The organism is Ruegeria arenilitoris, assembly GCF_013032855.1.
In the GTDB taxonomy this organism is placed as follows: Bacteria; Pseudomonadota; Alphaproteobacteria; order Rhodobacterales; family Rhodobacteraceae; genus Ruegeria; species Ruegeria arenilitoris.
Genome location: NZ_WQDA01000002.1, coordinates 59542 through 82822 on the forward strand (window position 1 = coordinate 59542; position 23281 = coordinate 82822).

At 62.7% G+C, this 23281-nt stretch carries 26 protein-coding genes; 14 read left to right on the top strand and 12 right to left on the bottom strand.

Annotated features, from left to right (window positions below):
- Positions 1 to 36: 36 nt before the first annotated feature.
- The 4 genes from GOW72_RS06405 to GOW72_RS06420 all read left to right on the top strand — a co-directional run bounded on the left by GOW72_RS06405 (position 37) and on the right by GOW72_RS06420 (position 4315).
- Positions 37 to 1527: a replicative DNA helicase gene (locus GOW72_RS06405; protein WP_170366104.1), complete on the top strand. Its 1491-nt coding sequence runs from the start codon at positions 37 to 39 to the stop codon at positions 1525 to 1527.
- A gap of 231 nt (positions 1528 to 1758) precedes the next feature.
- The gene (gene alr / locus GOW72_RS06410) at positions 1759 to 2793 is read left to right on the top strand and encodes an alanine racemase (RefSeq protein ID WP_170366106.1); all 1035 of its coding nucleotides are present in this window, start codon (positions 1759 to 1761) and stop codon (positions 2791 to 2793) included.
- Complete coding sequence (locus GOW72_RS06415) at positions 2790 to 3572, top strand: MlaE family ABC transporter permease (RefSeq protein ID WP_170338351.1); 783 nt, start codon at positions 2790 to 2792, stop codon at positions 3570 to 3572. The genes alr and GOW72_RS06415 overlap by 4 nt, the downstream gene beginning before the upstream one ends.
- The gene (locus GOW72_RS06420; protein WP_170338853.1) at positions 3569 to 4315 is read left to right on the top strand and encodes an ABC transporter ATP-binding protein; all 747 of its coding nucleotides are present in this window, start codon (positions 3569 to 3571) and stop codon (positions 4313 to 4315) included. The genes GOW72_RS06415 and GOW72_RS06420 overlap by 4 nt, the downstream gene beginning before the upstream one ends.
- Positions 4316 to 4317: 2 nt before the next feature.
- Here the strand turns inward: GOW72_RS06420 and GOW72_RS06425 are convergent, their stop codons facing one another.
- Positions 4318 to 4740 carry an acyl-CoA thioesterase gene (locus tag GOW72_RS06425; RefSeq protein WP_170366109.1) on the bottom strand — a complete coding sequence of 141 codons (423 nt, stop codon included), beginning with the start codon at positions 4738 to 4740 and terminating at the stop codon, positions 4318 to 4320.
- Positions 4741 to 4846: 106 nt separating this feature from the next.
- On the opposite strand from GOW72_RS06425, the gene GOW72_RS06430 reads away from it, so the two are divergent.
- The 7 genes from GOW72_RS06430 (at position 4847) to GOW72_RS06460 (ending at position 11421) form a co-directional block, all read left to right on the top strand.
- Complete coding sequence (locus GOW72_RS06430; RefSeq protein ID WP_170338849.1) at positions 4847 to 5299, top strand: paraquat-inducible protein A; 453 nt, start codon at positions 4847 to 4849, stop codon at positions 5297 to 5299.
- Between the two features lie 149 nt (positions 5300 to 5448).
- On the top strand, positions 5449 to 6231 hold the full coding sequence (locus GOW72_RS06435) for a kinetochore Spc7 family protein (RefSeq protein ID WP_170366111.1): 783 nt from the start codon (positions 5449 to 5451) through the stop codon (positions 6229 to 6231).
- Positions 6232 to 6364: 133 nt separating this feature from the next.
- On the top strand, positions 6365 to 7729 hold the full coding sequence (gene radA, locus GOW72_RS06440; protein WP_170366113.1) for a DNA repair protein RadA: 1365 nt from the start codon (positions 6365 to 6367) through the stop codon (positions 7727 to 7729).
- A gap of 40 nt (positions 7730 to 7769) precedes the next feature.
- Positions 7770 to 8339: a CvpA family protein gene (locus GOW72_RS06445; RefSeq protein WP_093962256.1), complete on the top strand. Its 570-nt coding sequence runs from the start codon at positions 7770 to 7772 to the stop codon at positions 8337 to 8339.
- 497 nt (positions 8340 to 8836) lie between these two features.
- Positions 8837 to 10297: an amidophosphoribosyltransferase gene (gene purF / locus GOW72_RS06450; RefSeq protein ID WP_093962976.1), complete on the top strand. Its 1461-nt coding sequence runs from the start codon at positions 8837 to 8839 to the stop codon at positions 10295 to 10297.
- Positions 10298 to 10482: 185 nt separating this feature from the next.
- Entirely contained in the window at positions 10483 to 10731 is a 249-nt protein-coding gene (locus tag GOW72_RS06455; RefSeq protein WP_093962257.1) for a hypothetical protein, read from the top strand.
- Positions 10732 to 10773: 42 nt separating this feature from the next.
- A complete protein-coding gene (locus GOW72_RS06460) occupies positions 10774 to 11421 on the top strand; it encodes an SDR family NAD(P)-dependent oxidoreductase (RefSeq protein ID WP_170366115.1) in 648 nt (215 codons plus the stop codon).
- Between the two features lie 57 nt (positions 11422 to 11478).
- Here the strand turns inward: GOW72_RS06460 and GOW72_RS06465 are convergent, their stop codons facing one another.
- The 4 genes from GOW72_RS06465 to GOW72_RS06480 all read right to left on the bottom strand — a co-directional run bounded on the left by GOW72_RS06465 (position 11479) and on the right by GOW72_RS06480 (position 13995).
- Positions 11479 to 12321 carry an ATP-binding protein gene (locus GOW72_RS06465; RefSeq protein WP_170363335.1) on the bottom strand — a complete coding sequence of 281 codons (843 nt, stop codon included), beginning with the start codon at positions 12319 to 12321 and terminating at the stop codon, positions 11479 to 11481.
- Positions 12322 to 12436: 115 nt separating this feature from the next.
- Positions 12437 to 13318, bottom strand: a complete 882-nt coding sequence (gene tatC, locus GOW72_RS06470) for a twin-arginine translocase subunit TatC (protein WP_170366117.1) — start codon at positions 13316 to 13318, stop codon at positions 12437 to 12439.
- Complete coding sequence (gene tatB / locus GOW72_RS06475; RefSeq protein ID WP_170366119.1) at positions 13315 to 13773, bottom strand: Sec-independent protein translocase protein TatB; 459 nt, start codon at positions 13771 to 13773, stop codon at positions 13315 to 13317. Before tatB ends, tatC begins: the two co-directional genes overlap by 4 nt.
- 6 nt (positions 13774 to 13779) lie before the next feature.
- A complete protein-coding gene (locus GOW72_RS06480) occupies positions 13780 to 13995 on the bottom strand; it encodes a twin-arginine translocase TatA/TatE family subunit (RefSeq protein WP_170338833.1) in 216 nt (71 codons plus the stop codon).
- Between the two features lie 219 nt (positions 13996 to 14214).
- Between GOW72_RS06480 and GOW72_RS06485 the strand changes: the two genes are divergently transcribed.
- Positions 14215 to 14520, top strand: a complete 306-nt coding sequence (locus tag GOW72_RS06485) for a hypothetical protein (RefSeq protein WP_170366121.1) — start codon at positions 14215 to 14217, stop codon at positions 14518 to 14520.
- Between the two features lie 21 nt (positions 14521 to 14541).
- On the top strand, positions 14542 to 15213 hold the full coding sequence (locus tag GOW72_RS06490; protein ID WP_170358978.1) for a helix-turn-helix transcriptional regulator: 672 nt from the start codon (positions 14542 to 14544) through the stop codon (positions 15211 to 15213).
- Between the two features lie 43 nt (positions 15214 to 15256).
- Here the strand turns inward: GOW72_RS06490 and GOW72_RS06495 are convergent, their stop codons facing one another.
- The 7 genes from GOW72_RS06495 to GOW72_RS06525 form a co-directional block, all read right to left on the bottom strand.
- A complete protein-coding gene (locus GOW72_RS06495; protein WP_170366123.1) occupies positions 15257 to 16408 on the bottom strand; it encodes a M23 family metallopeptidase in 1152 nt (383 codons plus the stop codon).
- Between the two features lie 63 nt (positions 16409 to 16471).
- Entirely contained in the window at positions 16472 to 17122 is a 651-nt protein-coding gene (locus GOW72_RS06500; RefSeq protein ID WP_170338827.1) for a protein-L-isoaspartate(D-aspartate) O-methyltransferase, read from the bottom strand.
- Positions 17119 to 17901 (bottom strand): 5'/3'-nucleotidase SurE, encoded by a 783-nt coding sequence (gene surE / locus GOW72_RS06505; protein WP_170366125.1) that lies wholly within the window; start codon positions 17899 to 17901, stop codon positions 17119 to 17121. The genes GOW72_RS06500 and surE overlap by 4 nt, the downstream gene beginning before the upstream one ends.
- 123 nt (positions 17902 to 18024) lie before the next feature.
- Positions 18025 to 19110, bottom strand: coding sequence for an ABC transporter ATP-binding protein (locus GOW72_RS06510; protein ID WP_170338320.1), 1086 nt, complete (start codon positions 19108 to 19110; stop codon positions 18025 to 18027).
- 86 nt (positions 19111 to 19196) lie between these two features.
- Positions 19197 to 20309, bottom strand: a complete 1113-nt coding sequence (locus tag GOW72_RS06515) for a hypothetical protein (protein WP_170366761.1) — start codon at positions 20307 to 20309, stop codon at positions 19197 to 19199.
- A gap of 2 nt (positions 20310 to 20311) precedes the next feature.
- The gene (locus tag GOW72_RS06520; RefSeq protein ID WP_170366127.1) at positions 20312 to 21091 is read right to left on the bottom strand and encodes an SDR family oxidoreductase; all 780 of its coding nucleotides are present in this window, start codon (positions 21089 to 21091) and stop codon (positions 20312 to 20314) included.
- Between the two features lie 75 nt (positions 21092 to 21166).
- Complete coding sequence (locus GOW72_RS06525; protein WP_093962268.1) at positions 21167 to 21529, bottom strand: nuclear transport factor 2 family protein; 363 nt, start codon at positions 21527 to 21529, stop codon at positions 21167 to 21169.
- A 109-nt stretch (positions 21530 to 21638) separates the two neighbouring features.
- Between GOW72_RS06525 and GOW72_RS06530 the strand changes: the two genes are divergently transcribed.
- Complete coding sequence (locus GOW72_RS06530; protein WP_170366129.1) at positions 21639 to 23246, top strand: peptide chain release factor 3; 1608 nt, start codon at positions 21639 to 21641, stop codon at positions 23244 to 23246.
- Positions 23247 to 23281: the final 35 nt, after the last annotated feature.

Consider the following 23281-nt stretch of genomic DNA (forward strand, 5'->3'; position numbering starts at 1 on the left):
TATGACCTTTGTCCCATGGGGACAGCGAGAGCAGCAATGAACGAGATCAGCAGTATCGAGCAGGCAGCGGCGCAGATTCAGAACGCCGAGACCATGCCGCATTCCATCGAGGCCGAACAGCAGCTTCTGGGCGCGATCCTGACCAACAACGACCTGTATGACCGGGTCGCCTCGATCATCGGGCCCGAGCATTTCTATGACCCGGTCCATGCCCGCATCTATGAGGTCGCCGCCGCGCGCATCGCCAAGAACGCGCTGGCATCGCCGGTGACGCTGAAATCCTTCATGGCCGAGGACGAGGGTTTGAAGGAACTCGGCGGCCCGGCCTATCTGGTCAAGCTGGCCGGGGCCTCGATCAGCGCCTTCGCCGTGCATGACTATGCCCAGATGATCTATGATCTGGCGATCCGGCGCGAACTGATCCGGCTTGGTCGCGACATCTCGGACAAGGCCGCGCGGGTCGAAGTGGCCAGTGAGCCCAAGGAACAGATCGTCGAGGCCGAGCAGAAGCTCTACAAGCTGTCCGAACAGGGCCAGACCGAACAGGGGTTCAAATCCTTCCTCAAGGCCGTGACCGAGGCGGTGAATGTCACCAACGAGGCCTATCAGCGCGGCGGCGGCATGGCCGGGATTTCGACCGGGCTGGTCGATCTGGACAAACAGCTGGGCGGGTTGCACCCGTCGGACCTGATCATCCTTGCCGGGCGTCCGTCGATGGGTAAGACCTCGCTGGCGACCAACATCGCGTTCAACGTGGCCAAAGCCTATAAGCGGGGTCAGCGCGCCGATGGCACCGAGGGTGCGGTGGACGGCGGCGTCGTCGGTTTCTTCTCGCTGGAAATGAGCGCCGAGCAGCTGGCCGGACGGATTCTGGCCGAGGCGTCCGAAATCTCCAGCCACAAGATCCGTCAAGGCGACATGACCGAGGACGAGTTCCGCCGTTTCGTCGATGCGGCCAAAGCGCTGGAAGCCTGTCCGCTTTACATCGACGACACACCGGCTCTACCGATCTCACAATTGGCGGCCCGGGCGCGGCGGCTCAAGCGGACGCATGGGCTGGACCTGCTGGTCATCGACTATCTGCAGCTGTGCCGCGGCATGTCTGACAACCGCGTGAACGAGATCGCCGAGATCTCGATGGGCATGAAGGCCATCGCGAAAGAGCTGAATATTCCCGTCATCGCCCTGTCGCAGTTGTCGCGTCAGGTGGAAAACCGCGACGACAAGCGCCCGCAGCTGTCCGACCTGCGCGAATCCGGCTCGATCGAGCAGGACGCCGACGTGGTGATGTTCGTGTTCCGCGAGGAATACTACAAAGAGCGCGAAAAGCCAGGCGATCACGAGCTGGAGAAGATGGAAGAGTGGAAGCAGGCGATGGAGCGCCTGCACGGCAAGGCCGAAGTCATCGTCGGCAAGCAGCGCCACGGCCCCATCGGCACGGTCGAGCTGTCCTTCGAGGCGCAGTTCACCCGATTTGGCAACCTTGTCAAACCCTGGCAGCAGGGTGGCCAGATCGAAGGCTACTAAGCCCATCAGGCCCGAATCCATGTGCCGCGGCCCAATGCGCCGGATGAACGATCTGGATCAGCCAACGGTTTTGGCCCGGATAGGCGGACAATGCTGGCAGGCTGTCTTGCCCGCGTTCAAGCCCGCCCGGACCTGCGCAACCCGGCTACAAGCCGCCCATGGCAAGGACTTTACGCGCGTTTGCAGCGCATTCCCCCTTGACCTCGTGCGGCGCAATGTCATGAACGGGTCATGAGTACTGCACGTTTGACGATCAACCTTCATGCGCTGGCCAGTAACTGGCGGGCGCTGGACGCAAAAACCGATGTCGAGACCGGAGCCGTGGTCAAGGCCGACGCCTATGGTCTGGGCGCCGGACCTGTGGCCAACACGCTGGCCGAAGAAGGCGTCCGCAAGTTCTTTGTCGCCGTTGCCGAGGAAGGAGCCGCCGTCCGCCAAGCGATTGGCCCCGGCCCCCTGATCTGCGTCTTTTCAGGCCATATGGAGGGCGACGCCGACCTGTTGCGCGATCACGACCTTGTGCCGCTGATCAACTCGCCCGAGCAATTCCGACGCCACCTGCAGGCGCTGCCGGTCCATCCGTTCGGGATTCAGTTGGACAGTGGCATGAACCGCCTCGGGCTGGAGCCTTCCGACTGGGCCGCTCTGCGCAGCCGGGCCGAGGCGCTGAACCCTGTCGTGGTCATGTCGCACCTGGCCTGTTCGGACGAACCGGACCATCCCATGAACCGGCAACAGCTGAAAACCTTCCGCGAGATGACCGGTGGCGTATCGGCTCCGCGTTCGTTGGCGGCCACCGGTGGCCTTCTGCTGGGGCCGGAATTCCACTTTGATTTCTGTCGGCCCGGCATCGGCCTGTATGGCGGCTTGCCCTTTGCGGGCGCCAAACCTGTGGTCACCGTCGATCTGCCGGTGATACAGGTGCGCGACCTAGCAGTCGGAGAAACCGTCGGCTACGGCAACACGTGGAAAGCCCGGCGCCCCTCGCGGATCGCAACCGTGGCCGCGGGTTATGCCGACGGGCTGCACCGCGCCATCGGTGGCGGCATCGACACCTTCGCCGGCGACCTGCCCTGCCCCGTCGTCGGACGTATCTCGATGGATCTGATCACCGTCGACGTCACCGACCTACCGCACACGCCCGAACGTCTGCGCATTCTGAACGGCCATCAGACGGTGGACGACCTGGCCGAGGCCGCAGGCACCATCGGGTACGAGATCCTGACCTCACTCGGCAGCCGCTACTCGCGGGGCTATGTCGAATGAATCCACTCGCATGGCTTGGCGAACTGGGCCGCGCGGTCCTGAACCTGCTGGCGGCGTTCGGCCGCGTGGCGCTGTTTGCATTGGATGCTCTGTCACACATCTTTCGACCGCCGTTCTACCCGCGTGAACTGGGCATGGCTCTGCTGAACATCGGCTGGCTGTCGCTGCCGGTCGTAGGCCTGACGACCATATTCACCGGCGGCGCACTGGCGCTTCAGATCTACGCCGGCGGCGCGCGTTTCAACGCCGAAGCCGTCGTGCCCCAGATCGTGGCCATCGGCATGGTCCGCGAGTTGGGTCCTGTCATGGTCGGCCTGATGATTGCGGCGCGCGTCACCTCGTCGATCGCCGCCGAGATCGCCACAATGAAGGTGACCGAGCAGATCGACGCCCTGGTCACCCTGTCGACCCACCCGATGAAATACCTGGCGGCCCCGCGCGTTCTGGCCGCATTGATCACCGTCCCTGTTCTGGTTGCCGTGGGCGACATCATCGGCATCGCGGGCGGCTACGCCGTGGCGACGCAGAACCTCGGCTTCAACCCGGCAGCCTATCTGAAAAACACGGTCGATTTCCTCGAGCCGCTCGACATCCTGTCCTCGCTAGTCAAAGGAGCGGCGTTCGGCATGATCGCGGCCATCATGGGCTGCTATTTCGGCATGCATTCGGGACGCGGCGCGCAAGGCGTGGGCCGCGCAACCAAGGGCTCGGTCGAGGCCGCCGCTGTGCTGATCCTTGCCGCCAACTTCGTTCTCACGGGGGTGTTCTTCTCGCTATGATCCGGATGGAGAACGTACACAAGGCCTTCGGCGACAACCACGTGCTCAGGGGCATGAACCTCGAGATTGCCAAAGGCACGTCCATGGTGATCATCGGTGGCTCGGGCACCGGAAAATCCGTGGCGCTGAAATGCATCCTTGGTCTGATCAAACCCGACAGCGGCAAGATTTTCGTCGATGGGCAGGACGCCCAGACCGGTGACCGAGACGCCTTTCTAGCCAGGTTCGGTATGCTGTTCCAAGGGGCGGCCCTGTTTGACTCGTTGCCCGTCTGGCAGAACGTGGCCTTCCGCCTGCTGCGCGGCTCGCTGAAACGACCGACGGACGAGGCACGTGAAATCGCGATCGAGAAACTGCGCCGCGTGGGCCTGCGCGCCAAGGTGGCAGATCTCTACCCGTCCGAACTGTCGGGCGGCATGCAGAAACGTGTAGGTCTGGCCCGCGCCATCGCCGCCGAACCCGAGATCATTTTCTTCGACGAACCCACTACGGGGCTGGACCCGATCATGTCGGGCGTCATCAATGACCTGATCCGCGAGATCGTGACCGAAATGGGCGCCACCGCAATGACCATCACGCACGACATGAGCTCCGTCCGCGCGATTGCCGACAACGTGGCGATGCTGCATGACGGGGTAATCCAGTGGACCGGACCGGTCAGCCAGATGGATTCCTCCGGCGATCCTTATGTCGAACAGTTCATCAGTGGGAGTGCGGAAGGGCCGATTGAGGCGGTGCGGTAGGTCTATTCTACATCCATCCACAGTTTCGCTTTTTCTGAAACATCACCGGGCAACACCTCAGCCCGGCGTGTTTCCAAGTTCAGCAAAACACATTTAAACACAGCGGTGAAAGCCGTTTCACCGTCCGCTACTTTTCTAAGCGTGTGGCGGAAAGTCATGGATTTCTTTCCAATTTCCAGAATTTCGCTCTCCATTTGGATCGCTTCGCCCGAACCAAGTTCCTGCCGGAAGTCGCTGTTGATATTCACCACTGCGAAGGAAAGCCGCCTACCGCTCCGCATATCGTCTGCCGTCAAACCCATTTCTGCCTGCATGGCTAAAACGGAATCTGAACATGCTGCAAAATACCTGGATACATTCATGTGCCCAAGGAAATCGCAATCGGAAGGATCAACCACCGACTTGAACGCCAAATAGGCGGGCATAGAAATTATCTCCTTGCCGAATGACTTTACATGACTTCACTTGTAGACGTTATCACATCATTCAGTCGAAGAAAGCGTCGTCCATAAACCCTACGATTTAAGCATAATGACCCTCCGCCTCGCCACCCTCTCGCTCCTGATCCTCTACCCCATCGCGTGGTTCGCCCCGCTGATGCGCGCGGGCCTGCTGCCGATCTTCGGCCTCAGCGAGATCAGCGTCATCACCGGCCTCCAGTCCTTGTGGAAATCCGACATCTTCCTCGCGCTGGTCGTCACCGTCTTTGCCCTGTTCGCCCCGTACATCAAAACCATCGGCACCGCGCTGGTCCAATGGGACCTGCTGGACCCGCGTGTCCAACCCGCGCTGAACATCATGGGCAAGCTCGCCATGGCCGATATCTTCCTCATCGCGCTCTACATCACGTTGGCCAAGGGCATCTCATACGCAACGATCGAAACAGCGTGGGGCCTGTACCTTTTCACCGGCTGCATCCTTGCGTCGATCGCGCTGGGATACGTTACCGAAGTGAAACTTGGTTCACGAAACCTCCGGACCTGATTGATTGAAAACGCATTTCTGGCTATGATGGCCAGTATTCGAGCAGCCAAGTCATTTTTGTTTCAGGGTCCGACGCGGACCGTCTTGCACGTTTGATGGATACTCCGCCCGGGCCCGGTATTGCCGGTTTCAAAAGGAGTAGGACTGCCATGGCCGCCCTCCATTCGATTTCAATTCATTTCCAGAACGTATTCCTGCGACTGACTTTTTTCCTGATCTGCGCTGCCGCTCTGTTTGCCGTATCCGCCACCCTGCTTGCCGCCGTGAATGTCTGGCCTTGGCTGACGATGCAGGCTGGATTGGGCGGTCAGGACATTCCGAACGCCGGCGTCTACATCCAGATCGGCCTGACCGCTCTGGTTCTGATGCTCGCCTTCTACCTGCCCTCCAGCGCGCGCATGATGGCGTTGGAAAACGCGCATCGGAAGTTCTCGCTGCAGATGCAGGACGTGGTCGATGCCTACCAGATCGCCCATGCGGCCGACCGCAGCGGCGTGTTCGCGCTGGCCTCGGAGTTTGACGCGGTCAAGGAGCGCATGGCCTTCCTGCGCGATCATCCCGACCTGCAATCGCTGGAGCCCGAGATCCTTGAACTGGCCGCGCAGATGAGCCAGGTCAGCCACGAACTGGCCGAAACCTACGGCGCGGCCAAAGTCGCCCGAGCGCGGGCGTTCCTGCAACAGCGGCAGGAAGAGGTCGAACTGTTCCAGCAACGGATCGAAGACGCCCAGACCATACAGCATGAATTGCGCCAGTGGACCCGCGACATCGAGATCGAGGAATCCATCGCCAAGGCGCAATTGTCCCGTCTGCGCGAAGAATTGTTCGAGCTTTTGCCCGAGCTTTCCGCCCAGTTGCAGACACCGCCGGACGACAGCGACCCGACCGCGTCGAGCGTCATCGCCATGCCCCCGCCCCGCGCCGCCGAATAGCCACTCACTCACCAGGTGCGCCAGCACCCGCCGCGAAGGATGGCCCGCCCGGGCCTGACGCCGCGGCCCGTCAGTCCGGATTGAACACCGGAAGGGCTTGAAGAACCGCGCAAGCTCGGGCACGAATTGCGCCATGGCAAAGACGACGACTTTCATCTGCTCGGCCTGTGGCGCCTCGCAATCCCGCTGGTCCGGCCGCTGCGACGGCTGTGGCGAGTGGAACACCATAGTTCAAGAGGCCCCATTGTCGGCAGGCCCGGCCAGGAAATCGCTGGGCGGCAAACGGGGCCAGGCCGTCACCCTGACGGACCTCTCCACCGAGGAGGCCCCGCCGCCCCGCACAGTCTGCGGCGTCGAGGAACTGGACCGTGTCCTGGGCGGCGGGCTGGTCCCTGCCTCGGCCCTGCTGGTGGGCGGCGATCCGGGCATCGGCAAATCCACCCTGCTGTTGCAGGCCGCCGCGCGATTTGCCCGGTCGGGCCTGAAAACCATCTATGTCTCGGGCGAGGAAGCCAGCGCCCAGGTTCGCATGCGCGCGCGCCGCCTGGGGCTCGAGGACGCGCCGGTGCAACTGGCGGCCGAGACCAACCTGCGCGACATTCTCACCACGCTCGAGGCCGAGAAACCCGGCCTTGCCATCATCGACTCGATCCAGACCATGTGGGCGGACAATGTCGACAGCGCGCCGGGATCAGTCAGTCAGGTCCGCGCCGCCGCGCACGAGTTGACCAGCTTTGCCAAGCGCCACGGCGTGTCCATCATCATGGTCGGCCATGTCACCAAGGAAGGCCAGATCGCTGGCCCCCGCGTGGTCGAACACATGGTCGATACCGTCCTCTATTTCGAGGGCGAGCGCGGCCACCAGTTCCGCATCCTGCGCGCGGTCAAGAACCGCTTTGGCCCCGCCGACGAAATCGGTGTGTTCGAGATGACGGGCAAGGGTCTGGCACAGGTCACCAACCCCTCGGCCCTGTTTCTGTCGGAACGCGGCACACCCAGCCCTGGCTCGGCGGTTTTTGCAGGCATCGAGGGCACCCGGCCCGTTCTGGTCGAACTGCAGGCGCTGGTTGCGCCCTCGCCCCATTCACAGCCCCGCCGCACGGTCGTCGGCTGGGACAGCGGGCGGCTTGCGATGATCCTCGCCGTGCTCGAAGCGCGCTGCGGCATCCCCTTTGCCGGGCTCGACGTCTATCTGAACGTGGCCGGGGGGCTGAAGATCAGCGAGCCCGCAGCCGACCTTGCCGTGGCCGCCGCCCTGCTGAGCGCGCGCGAGGACACCGCCCTGCCCGCCGACACCGTGGTTTTCGGAGAAATCTCGCTATCCGGGGCACTTAGACCAGCGCCGCAGACCGAAAACAGGTTGAAAGAAGCGCAAAAACTTGGTTTCACAGCAGCAATTGCTCCGGCAGGCGGCAAAACCGGTACTGTGGCAGGTCTGACACTCACCCGACCCTCTGATTTGGTCGGGTTTGTTGGCGAAACCTTCGGAGCAGGTTAAAGTCGCGCCTCGAGGGGCAGAAAAAGAACAGGCGAGGGCCATGGAAGGTTTTACAATAATTGACGGGCTCGTTGCCCTGATCATCGTGCTGTCGGGGATTCTGGCCTATTCGCGCGGCTTCATGCGCGAGGTCATGGCCATTGCAGGTTGGGTTGCCGCCGCAGTTCTGGCCTTCATCTTTGCACCGCAAGCCGTGCCGCTGGTCAAGGAAATCCCGGTGGTCGGAGACTTCTTGCGTGACAGCTGCGAATTGTCGGTGATTACGGGCTTTGCCGCGGTGTTTGCCATTGCGCTGATCGTGGTCAGCATCTTCACCCCGTTGTTCTCGTCCCTGGTACAGCGCTCGGCGCTGGGTGGGCTGGATCAGGCGCTGGGGTTCTTCTTCGGCATTGCCCGCGGCATTCTGCTGGTTGCCATCGCCTTCTTTGTCTACGACACCGTGATGACCGGCCAGTCCTACACGATCGTCGATGAAAGCCGCTCGGCCAAGGTATTCGAGCAGTTCAGCGACAGGATCGAAGAGCAGAACCCCGAGGCCGCCCTGGGTTGGGTGACCACCCAGTACGAAGAGCTTGTTGCATCCTGCACAGCGGATTCTCAGGGCCAGTAACAGCTACCAGCCAAGCAAAACGAAGCAGCCCGGCGGCCAGCCGGGCTTTTCTTTTGTCAGAGGGTCAGACGAACCCTTCGCCCCCACAAACCGAACAGCGGTTGGTTTTCAGGCCAAAGCATCCGTCGCACCGGCTGAACTGGGGCTTGCCCAAGTGATCTCGGCCCTTCAGGACTTCGCCCTTGCCGTTGCATATCTGACAAGGTGCACGTCCCATTCCGCGGCACCGATGGCACCGGCGTTTGACGTGCTCGTCCTTTTTCTGGCTCGGTCGTCCCTGCCACATACCTGTTTTGCCCTCGGTCAAATGCTGCCGGCGTCATACCATGCAGCGCGTTCAAAACACGGGAAACACTCATGTTCGCGGCCCCATCAAACCAGAAACCCGGCCTGCGGCAAAACGAATTATGATCCTTTGGTGACATGGGGGGCATTAGGCATTATGTGAGGGCCAACTCGCCATGGAATCGGAGCTGCCTGTCTTGCATAGCCCGCAGATGCCCCCCGCCCACCCGTTCGATGATGACAAGCTCCGCGAGGAATGCGGGATTTTCGGGGTCGTCGGTGTCAAAGATGCCGCCAATTTCGTTGCTCTTGGTCTGCATGCCCTGCAGCACCGCGGGCAGGAAGCCGGCGGGATCGTCACCCATGATCCTGAACTCGGCTTCAACTCGGCCCGTCGATTTGGCTATGTGCGCGACAATTTCACCTCGTCCGACGTGATGGAAAGCCTGCCCGGGCCGATCGGGATCGGCCATGTGCGCTATTCCACGGCCGGGTCCAAGGGCCAGACCGCCATCCGTGACGTACAGCCGTTCTTCGGCGAGTTTTCGATGGGCGGCGCCGCGATTGCGCACAATGGCAACATCACAAACGCCAATGCCCTGCGGCGCGAGCTGATCGAGCGCGGCTCGATCTTCCAAAGCTCGTCCGACAGCGAATGCATCATCCACCTGATGGCCCGCTCGCTACAGCGCAACATCCCGGAACGGATGGAAGACGCACTGCGCCGGGTCGAGGGCGCCTTCTCGGTGGTCGCCATGACCCGCACCAAGCTGATCGGCGTCCGCGATCCTCTGGGTGTGCGCCCGCTGGTATTGGGCAAAATCGGCGATGGCTGGTGCCTGGCCTCGGAAACTTGTGCCCTGGACATCATCGGTGCCGAATTCCTGCGCGAGATCGAGCCCGGCGAAATGGTGGTGATAAATGCCCAGAATGGTGTTGAAAGCCACTTCCCGTTCCGCCGACAACCCAGCAAATTCTGTATCTTCGAGCATGTCTACTTTTCGCGCCCCGACTCGATTCTGGGTGGACGCTCGGTCTATGAGACACGCGAAGCCATTGGGCGCGAGTTGGCCAAGGAAAGCCCCGTCGAGGCGGATCTGGTCTGCCCCGTGCCAGACAGCGGCACGCCCGCGGCCATTGGGTACTCGTTGGAGTCGGGCATCCCCTATGCGATGGGGATCATCCGCAACCAATACATGGGCCGCACCTTCATCGAACCCACCGAACAGATCCGCAACATGGGCGTGCGGCTCAAGCTGAACGTGAACCGCGCCCTGATCGAGGGCAAGCGGGTGATACTGGTCGACGACTCGGTGGTGCGCGGTACGACCAGCCGCAAGATCAAGGAAATGATCCTGGATGCCGGCGCGAAAGAGGTGCATTTCCGCATCGCCTCGCCGCCCACGGCCTGGCCCTGTTTCTACGGCGTGGACACGCCACAGCGCGAAAAGCTGCTGGCCGCCACGATGACCGAGGAAGAAATGACCAAGCATCTGGCTGTCGACAGCCTCAAGTTCATCTCGCTGGACGGGCTGTACCGGGCGGTCGGCGAATCGCAGGGTCGCAGCAAGGACTGCCCGCAATACTGCGATGCATGTTTCTCGGGCGAGTATCCCGTTACTCCGGCGGACATGGTTGAACAAGGGTTCAAGATGCAACCGGCGGCCGAATAAGGCCGGAATTCAGAGACTTCTCCAAGGGGCCGCAGGGCCCCTTTTTTTCATGGTTCGGATCAGCGTGGCGAAACATGGCCGAAACCTGATGCACCGGCTTTTCCTTCCCCTTTGGCTCTGCTAGCCAACCGGCTGCTCACTCACGCAATCACACGGAGGCCGGGCCACCGGGCCGGCCAGTTTTCATGGCAAATCCCAGAGTCGACAGCGCGGCCACCCAAAAGGGCGCGCTCAGCAAGAATGGTACGACCGTCCTGGGCGTCTTTGGCCCGCAGAACGACATGCGCGCCCTGATGCGCTCATCGTCTGGACGGGTGAAAGAGGTCAAGACAGGCAGCCGCTTTGGTTCGGGCACGATCGTGGCCATCGACAAAGACGGCATCATGCTGCGACAAAGCGGCCGGACCCAGCGCATCGCCATCCCCGGAAGCTGATCCGGGCTTGACGGGCTGCGCGCTTGGGTTCAAACCCCGCGCATGACCGATCACACCAAAACCGCACTTGTTACCGGCGCGTCGCGCGGCCTTGGTGCCGCTCTGGCCGAGGCGCTGGCGCCCGAGTATCACATCGTCGCCGTTGCCCGCACCACCGGCGGGCTGGAAGACCTGGATGACCGCATCAAGGCCAAAGGGGGCGCGGCCACCCTGGCGCCGATGGACATCGCCGACCCCAACGCCATGGCCACGCTGTGCCGCGGCATCCATGACCGCTGGGGCAAGCTGGATCTGTGGCTGCATACGGCCATTCACACCGCACCGCTGACGCCCGCAAATTTCATCGACCCCAAGGATTGGCAAAAGTCCGTGGACGTGAACGCCTCGGCAACTTCGGTGCTGATCCCCTATATCGCGCCCTTGCTGGGTGAGGCTGGACAGGCCGTGTTCTTTGACGACCCGCGTGCCGGCGAGAAGTTCTGCGCCACCTACGGCGCAACCAAGGCCGCGCAGATCGCCATGGCGCGCAGCTGGGCCGCCGAAACCGTGCGCACCGGGCCGAAGGTTCATGTGTTGCAGCCCGAGCCGATGGCCACAGCCCTGCGCGCGCGTTTCTTCCCCGGTGAGGACCGGTCTAAGCTGGCCAGCCCCTCGGACGAGGCAGCGCGCCTGCTGTCGATGCTGGGCTGAGATTTTTCGGCCAGATCGACGGGAAAGATGTTGCGGCGCCCCAAGCGGGCGCCGTTTTCATTCGATGTGAACGCCCTTCCGGCCAGCCAGATCGACAAAGAACTGCCACGCCACGCGGCCCGAACGCGCGCCGCGCGTGGCCTGCCATTCGATCGCCTCGGCCCGCAGAACGTCGGCATCGACGCTTACGCCATAGGCCGCGCAATACCGGTCGATCATCGCAAGGTATTCGTCCTGATCGCAGGGGTGGAACCCCAGCCACAGGCCGAACCGGTCGGACAGCGAAACCTTTTCCTCGACCGCCTCGGACGGGTTGATCGCGCTCGAGCGTTCGTTCTCGATCATGTCGCGCGGCATCAAGTGGCGGCGGTTCGACGTGGCATAGAACACCACGTTTTCGGGCCGGCCCTCGATCCCGCCGTCCAACACGGCCTTGAGCGACTTGTAGTGCTGGTCGTCATGGCTGAACGACAGGTCGTCGCAGAACAGGATGAACCGGTAAGGTGCGGCGCGCAGGTGGTTCAGCAACCGCGCGACCGAGCCCATGTCCTCGCGCTGAAGCTCGACCAGCTTCAGGTCGGGAAACTCGGGCTGAAGGGTGCCGTGCACCGCCTTGACGAGGCTGGACTTGCCCATTCCGCGCGCCCCCCACAAAAGCGCGTTGTTGGCCTTGTACCCGGCCGCGAAGCGGCGCGTGTTGTCCAGCAGCGTATCGCGCGACCGGTTGATGCCCACCAGCAGATCCAGATCGACGCGGTTGACATGGTGCACCGGCTCCAACCGGTCGGGCCCGATGTGCCAGACAAAGGCGGGGGCGGCCGAGAAATCGGGCGCGGCCAAGGGCGCCGGGGCCATGCGCTCCAAGGCGTCGGCGATGCGGTTCAGGGCTTGGTCGTCCATGGGTCCTCCGAAGTCTTGCGGCCGATTTCAACCACGTTCACGGGCCGCCAACAAGACCCGCATGAAGAAAGGGCGCACCCGCCAAGGCACGCCCTTCCCCATTTACTGCTCGGGTTTATTTGCCGTCTTCTGCGTCAAACTCGTCCATCATCGCATCATCGGCGGCTTCTTCATCGTCATAGTAGCCTTCGGCCCGCAGCTGTTCTTCACGCTTTCTCTCGACCCGAGCCACCAGGAAAATCGAAATCTCGTACAGGCCATAGACCACGACGAACAGGATGATTTGGGTGATCACGTCCGGCGGGGTCACGATGGCGGCCAGAACCAGAATGCCCACCACGGCATATTTGCGCACCGCGCCCAAACCTTCGGCGCTGACCAGCCCGGCCTTGCCCATCAGGGTCAGCAGAACCGGCAACTGGAAACACAGGCCAAAGGCCACGATGAACTTGATCGTCAGGTTCAGATATTCCTGCGCCGATCCCTGGAACACCACGCTCAGCGGCGCGGTGGCGCCATCCGCCAAGGCCTCACCCTCGGCCCCGAATTGCTGGAACCCAAGGAAGAAGTCATAGGCCAGCGGCGTGACCACGTAAAAGGCAAAGCTCGCGCCCAGCAGGAACATGAAGGGCGAGGCCAGCAGGAACGGCAGGAAGGCGTTCTTCTCGGATCGATAGAGCCCCGGCGCCACGAACCGCCACATCTGCATACCGATATATGGAAAGGCCAGAATGAACCCACCCAAGAGCGAGACCTTGATCGCCACGAAGAAGCCCTCCTGCGGCGAAATGAAGATCAGGTCGCAGTCCTGTCCGCGCTCGGACAGAACATCGCACAGGGGCTGGGTCAGAAAGTTGAAGATCGGCGTGGCAACCGTGAAACAGATGATCATACCGATCAAAAAGGCCACGACGCTGTGGATCAACCGCGTGCGCAGCTCGGTCAGATGCTCGATCAGGGGGGCCGAGGTATCTTCGATCTCGTCGGTCTTGCTCATGTCTTGCCTTCGGTTTTCAGCGCGGCTTCGGCCTCTTCGGCCTTGGCCAAGGCCTCGGCGGCTTCTTTCGCTTTGCGCTCGGCGGCGGCACGGGCGGTTGAGGCCTGGATCTTCTTGGCCCGCTCGGCCCGCTCAGCGGCCAGTTTGCCGGTTTCGCTGTCGGGGTCGAACTTGGTCGGGTCCATGCTCTTGGCCATGTCCTGGGCCGCCTGCTTGACGCCGTCCATCGCACTGCCCACCGGGTTGGTGGCCGCGTCCAGACCTTTCTTGATGTCGTTCACGCCCGCCTGGTCGGCCGCCTCGTTCATGGCGCTTGAGAACTCGCGCGCCATACCGCGGGCCTTGCCGACGAACCGTCCGACATTGCGGAACAGAACCGGCAGGTCCTTGGGCCCCACGACGATCAGGGCAACGATGCCGATGACCAGAAGTTCGGTCCAGCCCAGATCAAACATGGGCGATTAGACCTTGTCTTTGTCGGACTCGGGCGTGACATCCTTGGCCAGCTCGGACGCGTCCTGTTCGATCTCTTCGGTACCGTCCTTGACGCCTTTCTTGAATGCGGTGATGCCCTTGCCCACTTCACCCATCAACGAGCTGATCTTGCCGCGGCCGAACAGCACCAGCACCACGACGGCGATCAGCAGCAGGCCGGGAAGGCCGATATTGTTGAGCATGTCTCTTCTCCTTCTACGTCGGCGCGCCGCGCCGGGAATGTGATCTGGAAGCCTGTCTACGCCCACCGGGCAGCCGAAAAAAGTGACGCAAGTCAAATCCGCGTTCAAATCCGGGCCGCTCGGGCGCTTTTTGCGGGCTGGCAATTCTCTACTGACAGGTTTATGTCAGTTGCAGGCGACTAGGAACAGGGCATCGAAACCTGGTCAACGGAGACTCACATGACCCATGTTGCTGAAATCGTCACCTTCACCCTCGCCGATGGCACCACGCCGAAGGAGTTCGTCAGGCTCAGCCAGACGACCGAGGCCTTCGTGCGCGCGGCCCCGGGCTTTGCCCACCGACAGCTGAGCCAGGGCGAGGATGGCCGCTGGACCGATTATGTCATCTGGACCGACATGAAGGCCGCGCAGGACGCCGCCGCGCAGTTCCCGCAGCAGGATTTTGCCGCCGGTCTGATGGCGGCCATCGACCCCTCCAGCATCCAGATGCGTCACGAGAAAGTGCTATGGAACATGACCGCCTGATCGCGGTCCGGACGGCGTGTCATGCGCCGCACTGACCGCCTGTTCGACATCATCCAGATCCTGCGCGACGGCAAACTGCACCGCGCGCAGGACATCGCGGACCGGCTCGAGGTTTCGGTCCGCACCATCTATCGCGACATGGACACGCTGGTGGCGTCTGGCGTCCCGGTCGAGGGCGAACGCGGCGTGGGGTACATGGTGCGCGAGCAGATCACCCTGCCCCCGCTGAACCTCACCCCAGCCGAGCTTGAGGCCCTGAACCTCGGCATGGCGATCGTGGCCGAGGCCGCCGACCCCGACCTGAAGGCCGCCGCCGAGGCGCTGGCCGCCAAGATCGACGCGGTACTGCCCACCCAGGTGGTGGCCGAGGCGGATGCGTGGAAATTCGCCGTCTACCCCTTTGCCGATGCCGCGCGCGGGCTGGCGCATATGGCTCCGATCCGGGCGGCCATCAAATCGCGCCAGAAACTGCGGCTGACCTACCGGCGCATCGACGGAACCCTGACCGAACGCACGATCCGCCCCCTGCACATGGAATACTGGGGCCGGGTCTGGACCCTGACCGCCTGGTGCGAGCTGCGCGACGCCTTCCGCGTGTTCCGCATCGACCTGATCGAAAGCGTCACACCGCTGCCCGAGATATTTGCGGACGAACCCGGAAAGCGGCTGGCTGACTACAACCCGACCGCCTGATCCCGTTTTTCGCGCAAGGCTACTTGGAACGGCGCTCAGACCCTCAGCGCAGATAGGTTTCGGGGTCGACGGACTCGAACCCTTTGCGTACCTCGAAGTGCACATAGGCGTTCTCACCCCCGCGCAGCTTGGCAATGCTCTGGCCGCGGCTGACCCGGTCGCCCTTCTTGACCGAGATGTTCTCGACATTCGCGTAGACCGTCAGCAAATCGTTGGTGTGCTTGACGACGATGATCGGGATCTGATCCGCATCCGCCGTAATGGCCGCCACGGTACCGGCTTCGGCCGCCTTGACCGATGCACCGGGCGAACCGGCGATGTCGATCCCTTCGTTCTTGCCTTTGGCATACGGGCGAATGATCTTGCCGGTTACCGGCAGAGCCAAGGCTGACGAGCTGGAATTCGTCGGGGCCTCGGCCGTCACGTCCGGAGCGGGCGTCAACGGCGCAACTTTTTCGTCCGGCAACGGCTGCGTTGCACTGGGCGGCGTCGGGGTGGGCGATCCCTGCCCCGGTTCGGTGGTCGCCGTGGGCGCTGCGGCGGCAGCTTGGCGCGGTGCAACCTGATTCTTGACGGGGATCAGCAGAAACTGCCCTTCGCGCACGGCGAAGTCCGAACCCAAACCGTTCCATTCAGCCAGCGCATCGACCGGAACCTGATACAGGCGCGAAATGGTATAGGCCGTCTCACCCCGCTTGACCTTGTGCCGGATCGGCTCGTCCGTCGAGGTGACGGGTGCCGGTTTGGCCGGCTCAAGGTTCGTGACCCGCACGCCGCCCGTGTCCGGCGCCTGATCAATCGCGGTCGTGGCAATCGAGGCGATATCGACGTTCCCCGCTCCGGCGCCGACGGACCGTGGCAAGGCCAGCACCTCGCCCTCGCGCAGCTGGTCGGTGGGCTTGAGACCGTTGAACCGGGCCAGCTCCGCCTCGGGCAGACCGACCCGCGCAGCCACGGCGGCGACGTTGTCACCCCGTTGCGCGACGGCAACCTGATATGTCGGATAGGTGATCACGCCACGGCTGTCCGGCGCCGGTCGGTTCGTGGTGGCTGATTGTGCGGCCGGAGTGGTCGAAAAACCGCCGACCTGACCGCGCAGGTCGTAATCCAGCGGGCCTTCGCAACCGGCAAGCACCAGCGCGGCAACCATCGCCGTTGTTCCACGACCCAAGACTGACTTGGAAACTGCTCTCATATCACTGTCCTCAACACCTGCCCCTGTTTGCCGGGGTTCTGGCGCCCAATTCCTAAACCTACGTTACGCCTCGTCCTTTCCAAGCCCTTCCAGCAAGGGCACGAACCGAACAGGCAACAGTTCGTCATATTCCAGCCCGGTCTCGGTTCTGGTGACCCGTATCAGGGTCTGAACCGCATCCGACTGCCCAACGGGCAAGACCATGATACCGCCGATTTTGAGCTGCGCCAAGAGCGGGCCCGGCGGGTCCTCGGCCGCGGCGGTGACGATGATGCGGTCAAAAGGAGCCTGTTCGGGCAACCCGAAAGATCCATCCGACAGCATCGCCGTGATATTCGTCAGCCCCAACTCTCGAAACAGCTCTCCGGTTTCGCGTACCAGACGCTTGTGGCGTTCCACGGTGTAGACCCTCCGCGCCAGCTTGGACAGCACCGCAGCCTGATACCCCGAACCCGTCCCCACCTCGAGCACCTTGTCGCGCGGCGTGACCTGCAGCGCCTGCGTCATCAGACCTACGACCGAGGGCTGGCTGATCGTCTGGCCGCATGCAATCGGCAGTGGCGTGTCCTCGTAGGCACGCTCGGCGAACAGGCCCCGCACGAACTTGCCGCGGTCGATCTGCTCCATCGCGTCAAGAACACGCGCATCCGTCACCCCGCGCGACCGCAGGGCGAACAGGAACTGCATCTTGGTTTCGGGGTCCAGTCCGGTCATTCGATCGTCTTCAACGCCTCCAGCGCATCATCGGCGGTCAGGTCGGCCCGCATCGGCGTGACCGAGATATAGCCGTCCAGGTTCGCCGCTGCATCCGTTCCCGGAGCCGTCGGGTTGTGCTGATAGCCCCCCTTGATCCACAGGAAACGGCGGCCCGAGGGCGAGCTGTGCGGTTCCACCCCAAAATGCGTGTCGCGTCGGAATCCCTGACGCACCACGCGGGCGCCAAGAACTTCTTCGGCAGGCACCGGAGGGAAATTTACGTTGTAAAACAGGCGGTAGTCTTCCTGCGCGGGCGGATCGGCCTCAAGAATGCGTCGTACCAGGTCCGCTCCGAACCGCGTGGCGGCCTCGAACGGGTCGTCCAGGCCAAGATTGCGCGGACCAAAATACTGTGACAAGGCAATCGCCGGAATGCCCTGGAGCGCCGCCTCCATCGCGCCGCCGATCGTGCCTGAGTACAAAGTGTTCTCGGCCGAATTGTTGCCCCGGTTCACGCCTGAAAGAACCAGATCAGGTCGCGCGTCCTTCATCACGTCATGAAGCCCGGCCAGTACGCAGTCGGCCGGCGACCCTTCGGCCGCGAAACGACGCTCGCCCAGTTTGGCGACCATCATGGGATGGGTATAGCTGATGCAATGCCCGACCCCTGACTGTTCGAAAGCCGGAGCCACGATCCAGACCTCACCATCCGGGCCGGCCACATCCGCAGCAATCGCCTCGAGCGCGATCAGGCCCGGGGCGTTGATCCCGTCGTCATTTGTCAGAAGTATGCGCATTGCCTGCCTGTGCCCCCGCGTTTCGCCCTTGATAGACGGCCCCAAAGGATGCGGCAAGCGATGCCCCGGCGCATTCTGCGGCATTCGCGCACCACTCGCCGGGAAATCGACCTGCTGCAGCGTCTAGGCTGGAAAAACGAAGCAGCGATCCCGCCGGATGGTCAACCACATCACCCGGCCCGGATTGGGCACGAACACGTTCGGGACGGTCGCCTTGAGGATCGAACCGTCATAGTCCATCCGAAACTCGATCAGGCTTTCGTTGCCCAGAAAGCGAGCGCGCTCGACCACGCCGCGGGCTGCAACGCCATCGGTCGCCGTCGGCAGCGGTCCCTTGCCATTGCGATCAAAGTCCAGCCGCACATGCTGAGGGCGGAAAACGATTTCGACGTCCGTGCCATCGGGAACGCCCGGCGCCAGGAATTGACCAAATGGCGTTTGCGCCAATGCTCCATTCACCTGGGACTGCAACACATTGACATCACTAAAAAATGCCACGGCAGCCTTGTCTACGGGTCGGGTGTAGACATTGTAGGGCGCGCCCTGCTGCACGATCTTGCCGCGGCGCATCAGTGCAATCTCGTCGGCCATGCGCATCGCTTCTTCGGGCTCGTGCGTGACCAGCAGCACGGCGGCGTCCTCTTCCTTGAGGATGGCGAGGGTCTCGTCGCGGATGCCGTCGCGCAGACGGTTGTCGAGGCCAGAAAACGGCTCGTCCATCAGCATGATCCGCGGACGCGGCGCCAACGCTCGGGCCAGCGCGACCCGCTGCTGCTCGCCCCCTGACAGTTGATGCGGAAACCCGTCGATATGGCGGATCAGGTCGACCTTTCTCAGCAACTCTTCGACACGTTCCCGTTTTTGCTCTTTGGCCCCCTTCAGGCCAAAAGCCACGTTGTCGGCCACGCTGAGGTGCGGAAACAAAGCGAAATCCTGGAACATCAGTCCGATCTCGCGACGTTCCGGCGGCACCCTGAACACCGTGTCACAGACCAACTTGCCATCGACGTAGATTTCGCCCGAGTCCTGCATTTCGACGCCGGCAATCATCCGCAACGTAGTGGATTTGCCGCAGCCCGACGGGCCCAGCAGACAGGTCACCTGCCCCGCCTGAACAGTCAGCGAGACATCATCCACCACCGTGCGCCCGCCGAACCGACAGACCAGATTGCGGATTTCCAATCGCGGAGGAGCTGTGTTGATTGCCACCGACGGACCCCAATTGCCTTTTCCCGATCAATTTCATCGGGCTTGCGCCGGGATAACAACCCCGCCCATCGGGCGCAAGAGAGGCGCTAGGCCAGCAACTCGAACGGCACGCCCGCGCGGACCTTGCCGTTGACCTGAATCTCAAGCCTGTGCGGCCCCGGAACCAGCCGAAACGTGGTGGCGTCGCCCTTGAGTTTGTGACGCTTGCTCAGCCGCAGGCGGCCATCTGACAGATTGGCCTGCTTGAGCTTGTGAACCTTAGGTGAGATTTTCCCGCCAGGTCGCTGAAAATGCACGATATAGTCAATCAAGACCGGATGATCATCGGGCCCTGATACCGAGACGGCGAACTCCAGAACCCCGCCGATGCGGGCCTCGCCAATCACCTCAACATTCACCTCTAGCGGTGCGTCGGGATCATAACCCAGCAGCGCCATCGCCCCGCCATGGCCGGACTTGACCAGCCCGCGCAGCGCATGTGCGGTGATCCACCGCATCTCGTCGCTGTCTTGCGCGCCCGAGGCATGCCACGCCTTCAGGCGGTTCAATGCCAAGTCGGGGTCTTTCTTGGTGATGTCGTTGAGATGGTTCGCCACCGACCGCGTGACATAACGCGTCGGATCCGAGTGTAACCGATCCAGCAGCGGCAGCGGGTCCGACAGGTCCAGCCCAACCGCCTGCCCCCAGGGCAGCCGCGGGCGCGTGCCTTCCGAGACCAGCCGCCGGACGTGATAGCTGGAATGCCCGCACCAGTCCTGCATCCGGTCCAGCACCAGATCGGGATGGCTGTTCAGAAAGGGCCGGATCGCCCATTCCATCGAAAATCGCTGAGTGATCTCTGCAAGGACATCCAGCGCCATGTCGGGATGGTCCGCGCCGACCTGCGCCACCCACTCGCCCAATGGGGCAAAGATGAAGTCACCGAAATCGTCATCACTCAGGGACGGGTCCAGAGGCTGCGGCAAGGCGCGCAGGATCACCGGGGCCACGTCGGGCAGCGCGCCGGGAAAGGCCGTCTGCAAACAATCGGCAATCCACGCGATCCGCTGCTTCAGCTCCAGCTCCGGCAGGCGCGACATGATCCGCGCCTCAAACGCCTCTCCGTCAAACCCGGGGTCGGCCTGCGCGAACAGGCCGGCCAGGTAACGGGTCTTTTCCGCGTTGAACAGCTGATCCTTCAGCGAAAACCCCTGCGCCACGGTCACATCGTCAGGTTGGTCGCGCCACCATCCAGCAGGATGTTCTGCCCCACGATGAAACCGGCATGTTGCGAGCACAGAAACGCGCAGGTCGCGCCGAATTCCTGCCGCGTGCCATAGCGCCGCGCCGGGATCGTGGCCGCGCGTTCGGCCCGTGCCTCGTCCAGCGAGATGCCCTTCTGCGCCGAAACTCCGGCATCCAGCGAGTCCGCCCGGTCGGTGGCATGAATGCCGGGCAACAGGTTGTTGATGGTCACGCCGTAGGGCGCAACCTGCCGGGCGGTTCCGGCCACATAGCCGGTCAGCCCGGTGCGCGCCGCGTTCGACAGGCCCAGTACCGCGATCGGCGCCCGCACGGATTGCGAGGTGATGTTGACCACGCGGCCCCAACCCTTGTCCATCATTGACGGCAACAGCGCCTTCATGAAGGCGATCGGCGTCAGCATGTTGGCATCCAGCGCCTTAATGAAATCCTCGCGGTCCCAATCGGACCACAGGCCCGGCGGCGGACCACCGGCGTTTGTCACAAGGATATCAACGCCCTGCGCGGCCTCGATCACCTGCGCCTGGCCGTCAGGCGTGGTCACATCGCAGGCCACGGTCTGCACCTCGACGCCATGTTCGGCGCGCAACCGGTCGGCCTGCGCCGCCAGCGCGTCAGGCCCACGTGCGTTCATCACCAGATCAACACCCTCGGCCGCCAGCGCCTCGGCGCAGCCCAGCCCCAAGCCCTTGCTGCTGGCACAGACCAGCGCGCGTTTTCCTTGTAGTCCCAGATCCATGTGATCCCCCCTGTCATTTGTTACCCGCATGTCTAGCACCGGCCAGACAGGGAAGACCAGATTGGCGTCGGCAAATCAGTAGAAGAACTCTTCCCGCACGATCTTGCCGTTGACCACGTGATAGACGCCGACCTCGCGCATGTCGAAAGCTTCACCGCTTTCCTTCACCTTGCCCTGCACTTCAAAAATCACGGCGAAGCTGTTTTCACCATGCAGGAACGGGTCGCTGACCGACGCGCCCGAGACCTCGTGCGCGCTTTCCCACCAATCATGCTTGCCGCGGATGCCCTCGATGCCGTGGGTCTCGCGGCCCATGCCCTGCATGTCCATCGCCTCGACCGAGACGGCATCGGCTGCATACAACTTGTCCAGATTCTCCTTGGCGCGGTTTTCGCGGCAACCCGCCACCAGTTCCTGGGCGATTTCTTTCAAATTCATTGATCCACTCCATTATTTGTTCACTATATGTTCTTATTGGCATATCCACCTGATTCGAACCACCCCCTTTGTCTTGCCTCGGCAGGATTCCCCGCCTATACGCGCCTTCATGCTTGATACCGCCTCGAACCAACCCACCCTGCCGCCCGAGATCGCGCGGCGCCGGACCTTTGCCATCATCTCGCACCCGGATGCGGGCAAGACGACCCTGACCGAAAAGTTCCTTCTGTATGGGGGTGCTATCCAGATGGCCGGACAGGTGCGCGCCAAGGGCGAGGCACGGCGTACGCGCTCGGACTTCATGCAAATGGAAAAGGACCGGGGGATCTCGGTCTCGGCCTCAGCCATGTCGTTCGACTATGGCCCCTATCGGTTCAACCTGGTGGACACACCCGGCCACTCGGACTTTTCGGAAGACACCTATCGCACGCTGACCGCCGTTGACGCCGCGGTCATGGTGATTGACGGGGCCAAAGGCGTGGAAAGCCAGACGCAGAAGCTGTTCGAGGTCTGCCGCCTGCGCGATCTGCCGATCCTGACCTTCTGCAACAAGATGGACCGTGAGAGCCGCGATACGTTCGAAATCATCGACGAGATCCAGGAAATGCTGGCCATCGACGTGACCCCGGCCAGCTGGCCCATCGGCGTGGGGCGCGATTTCATCGGCTGCTACGACATGCTGCGTGACCGGTTGGAACTCATGGACCGCGCCGACCGCAACAAGGTGGCCGAAAGCATCGAGATCAACGGGCTGGACGACCCCAAACTGGCCGAGCATGTGCCCGCAGAACTGCTGGACAAGCTGCTGGAAGAGGTCGAGATGGCGCGCGAATTGCTGCCTGCGCTGGACCCGCAGGCGGTGCTTGAAGGCCACATGACCCCGATCTGGTTCGGCTCGGCCATCAACTCGTTCGGCGTCAAGGAACTGATGGAAGGCATCGGTGCCTATGGACCGCAGCCGCAGGTGCAATCGGCCGAACCGCGCCAGATTTCGCCGGACGAGAAAAAGGTGGCGGGCTTTGTCTTCAAGGTGCAGGCCAACATGGACCCCAAGCACCGCGACCGGGTGGCCTTTGTCCGCATGGCCAGCGGCCACTTCAAGCGAGGCATGAAGCTGACCCATGTGCGCAGCAAGAAGCCCATGGCGATCACGAACCCGGTTCTGTTTCTGGCCTCTGACCGGGAACTGGCCGACGAGGCATGGGCCGGCGATATCATCGGCATCCCCAACCACGGCCAGCTGCGCATCGGCGACACCCTGACCGAGGGCGAGGCGATCCGCGTTACCGGAATTCCATCCTTCGCGCCCGAGCTGTTGCAGGGCGTGCGCGCGGGCGATCCGATGAAGGCCAAACACCTGGAAAAAGCGCTGATGCAGTTTGCCGAGGAAGGTGCTGCCAAGGTGTTCAAGCCTTCGATCGGCTCGGGCTTTATCGTCGGCGTGGTGGGCGCGCTGCAGTTCGAGGTGTTGGCCAGCCGGATCGAGTTGGAATACGGCCTGCCGGTGCGGTTCGAGGCCTCGCAATTCACCAGTGCGCGCTGGGTGTCGGGCGACAAGGCCGAGGTCGAGAAGTTCGTCAATGCGAACAAGCAGCACATTGCCCACGATCACGATGGCGACATCGTCTTTCTCACCCGCCTGCAATGGGACATCGACCGCGTGGTGCGCGATTATCCCAAACTGACGCTTACGGCGACCAAGGAAATGATGACCTGATGCTGACCCCGCCCCCCGCCAAAGCAACAGAGGCC

What these genes read in the sequence shown, in the direction of transcription:
- GOW72_RS06425 (WP_170366109.1), bottom strand. Translation starts at nt 4,740, where the DNA reads ATGCCCGCCTATTTGGCGTTCAAGTCGGTGGTTGATCCTTCCGATTGC.
- GOW72_RS06480 (WP_170338833.1), bottom strand. Translation starts at nt 13,995, where the DNA reads ATGCTCAACAATATCGGCCTTCCCGGCCTGCTGCTGATCGCCGTCGTG.
- GOW72_RS06520 (WP_170366127.1), bottom strand. Translation starts at nt 21,091, where the DNA reads ATGGATCTGGGACTACAAGGAAAACGCGCGCTGGTCTGTGCCAGCAGC.
- GOW72_RS06445 (WP_093962256.1), top strand. Translation starts at nt 7,770, where the DNA reads ATGGAAGGTTTTACAATAATTGACGGGCTCGTTGCCCTGATCATCGTG.
- GOW72_RS06530 (WP_170366129.1), top strand. Translation starts at nt 21,639, where the DNA reads ATGCTTGATACCGCCTCGAACCAACCCACCCTGCCGCCCGAGATCGCG.
- GOW72_RS06495 (WP_170366123.1), bottom strand. Translation starts at nt 16,408, where the DNA reads ATGAGAGCAGTTTCCAAGTCAGTCTTGGGTCGTGGAACAACGGCGATG.
- alr (WP_170366106.1), top strand. Translation starts at nt 1,759, where the DNA reads ATGAGTACTGCACGTTTGACGATCAACCTTCATGCGCTGGCCAGTAAC.
- radA (WP_170366113.1), top strand. Translation starts at nt 6,365, where the DNA reads ATGGCAAAGACGACGACTTTCATCTGCTCGGCCTGTGGCGCCTCGCAA.
- GOW72_RS06490 (WP_170358978.1), top strand. Translation starts at nt 14,542, where the DNA reads ATGCGCCGCACTGACCGCCTGTTCGACATCATCCAGATCCTGCGCGAC.
- GOW72_RS06405 (WP_170366104.1), top strand. Translation starts at nt 37, where the DNA reads ATGAACGAGATCAGCAGTATCGAGCAGGCAGCGGCGCAGATTCAGAAC.
- GOW72_RS06415 (WP_170338351.1), top strand. Translation starts at nt 2,790, where the DNA reads ATGAATCCACTCGCATGGCTTGGCGAACTGGGCCGCGCGGTCCTGAAC.
- GOW72_RS06430 (WP_170338849.1), top strand. Translation starts at nt 4,847, where the DNA reads ATGACCCTCCGCCTCGCCACCCTCTCGCTCCTGATCCTCTACCCCATC.
- tatC (WP_170366117.1), bottom strand. Translation starts at nt 13,318, where the DNA reads ATGAGCAAGACCGACGAGATCGAAGATACCTCGGCCCCCCTGATCGAG.
- GOW72_RS06500 (WP_170338827.1), bottom strand. Translation starts at nt 17,122, where the DNA reads ATGACCGGACTGGACCCCGAAACCAAGATGCAGTTCCTGTTCGCCCTG.
- GOW72_RS06460 (WP_170366115.1), top strand. Translation starts at nt 10,774, where the DNA reads ATGACCGATCACACCAAAACCGCACTTGTTACCGGCGCGTCGCGCGGC.
- GOW72_RS06435 (WP_170366111.1), top strand. Translation starts at nt 5,449, where the DNA reads ATGGCCGCCCTCCATTCGATTTCAATTCATTTCCAGAACGTATTCCTG.
- purF (WP_093962976.1), top strand. Translation starts at nt 8,837, where the DNA reads ATGCCCCCCGCCCACCCGTTCGATGATGACAAGCTCCGCGAGGAATGC.
- GOW72_RS06420 (WP_170338853.1), top strand. Translation starts at nt 3,569, where the DNA reads ATGATCCGGATGGAGAACGTACACAAGGCCTTCGGCGACAACCACGTG.
- surE (WP_170366125.1), bottom strand. Translation starts at nt 17,901, where the DNA reads ATGCGCATACTTCTGACAAATGACGACGGGATCAACGCCCCGGGCCTG.
- tatB (WP_170366119.1), bottom strand. Translation starts at nt 13,773, where the DNA reads ATGTTTGATCTGGGCTGGACCGAACTTCTGGTCATCGGCATCGTTGCC.
- GOW72_RS06485 (WP_170366121.1), top strand. Translation starts at nt 14,215, where the DNA reads ATGACCCATGTTGCTGAAATCGTCACCTTCACCCTCGCCGATGGCACC.
- GOW72_RS06525 (WP_093962268.1), bottom strand. Translation starts at nt 21,529, where the DNA reads ATGAATTTGAAAGAAATCGCCCAGGAACTGGTGGCGGGTTGCCGCGAA.
- GOW72_RS06465 (WP_170363335.1), bottom strand. Translation starts at nt 12,321, where the DNA reads ATGGACGACCAAGCCCTGAACCGCATCGCCGACGCCTTGGAGCGCATG.
- GOW72_RS06455 (WP_093962257.1), top strand. Translation starts at nt 10,483, where the DNA reads ATGGCAAATCCCAGAGTCGACAGCGCGGCCACCCAAAAGGGCGCGCTC.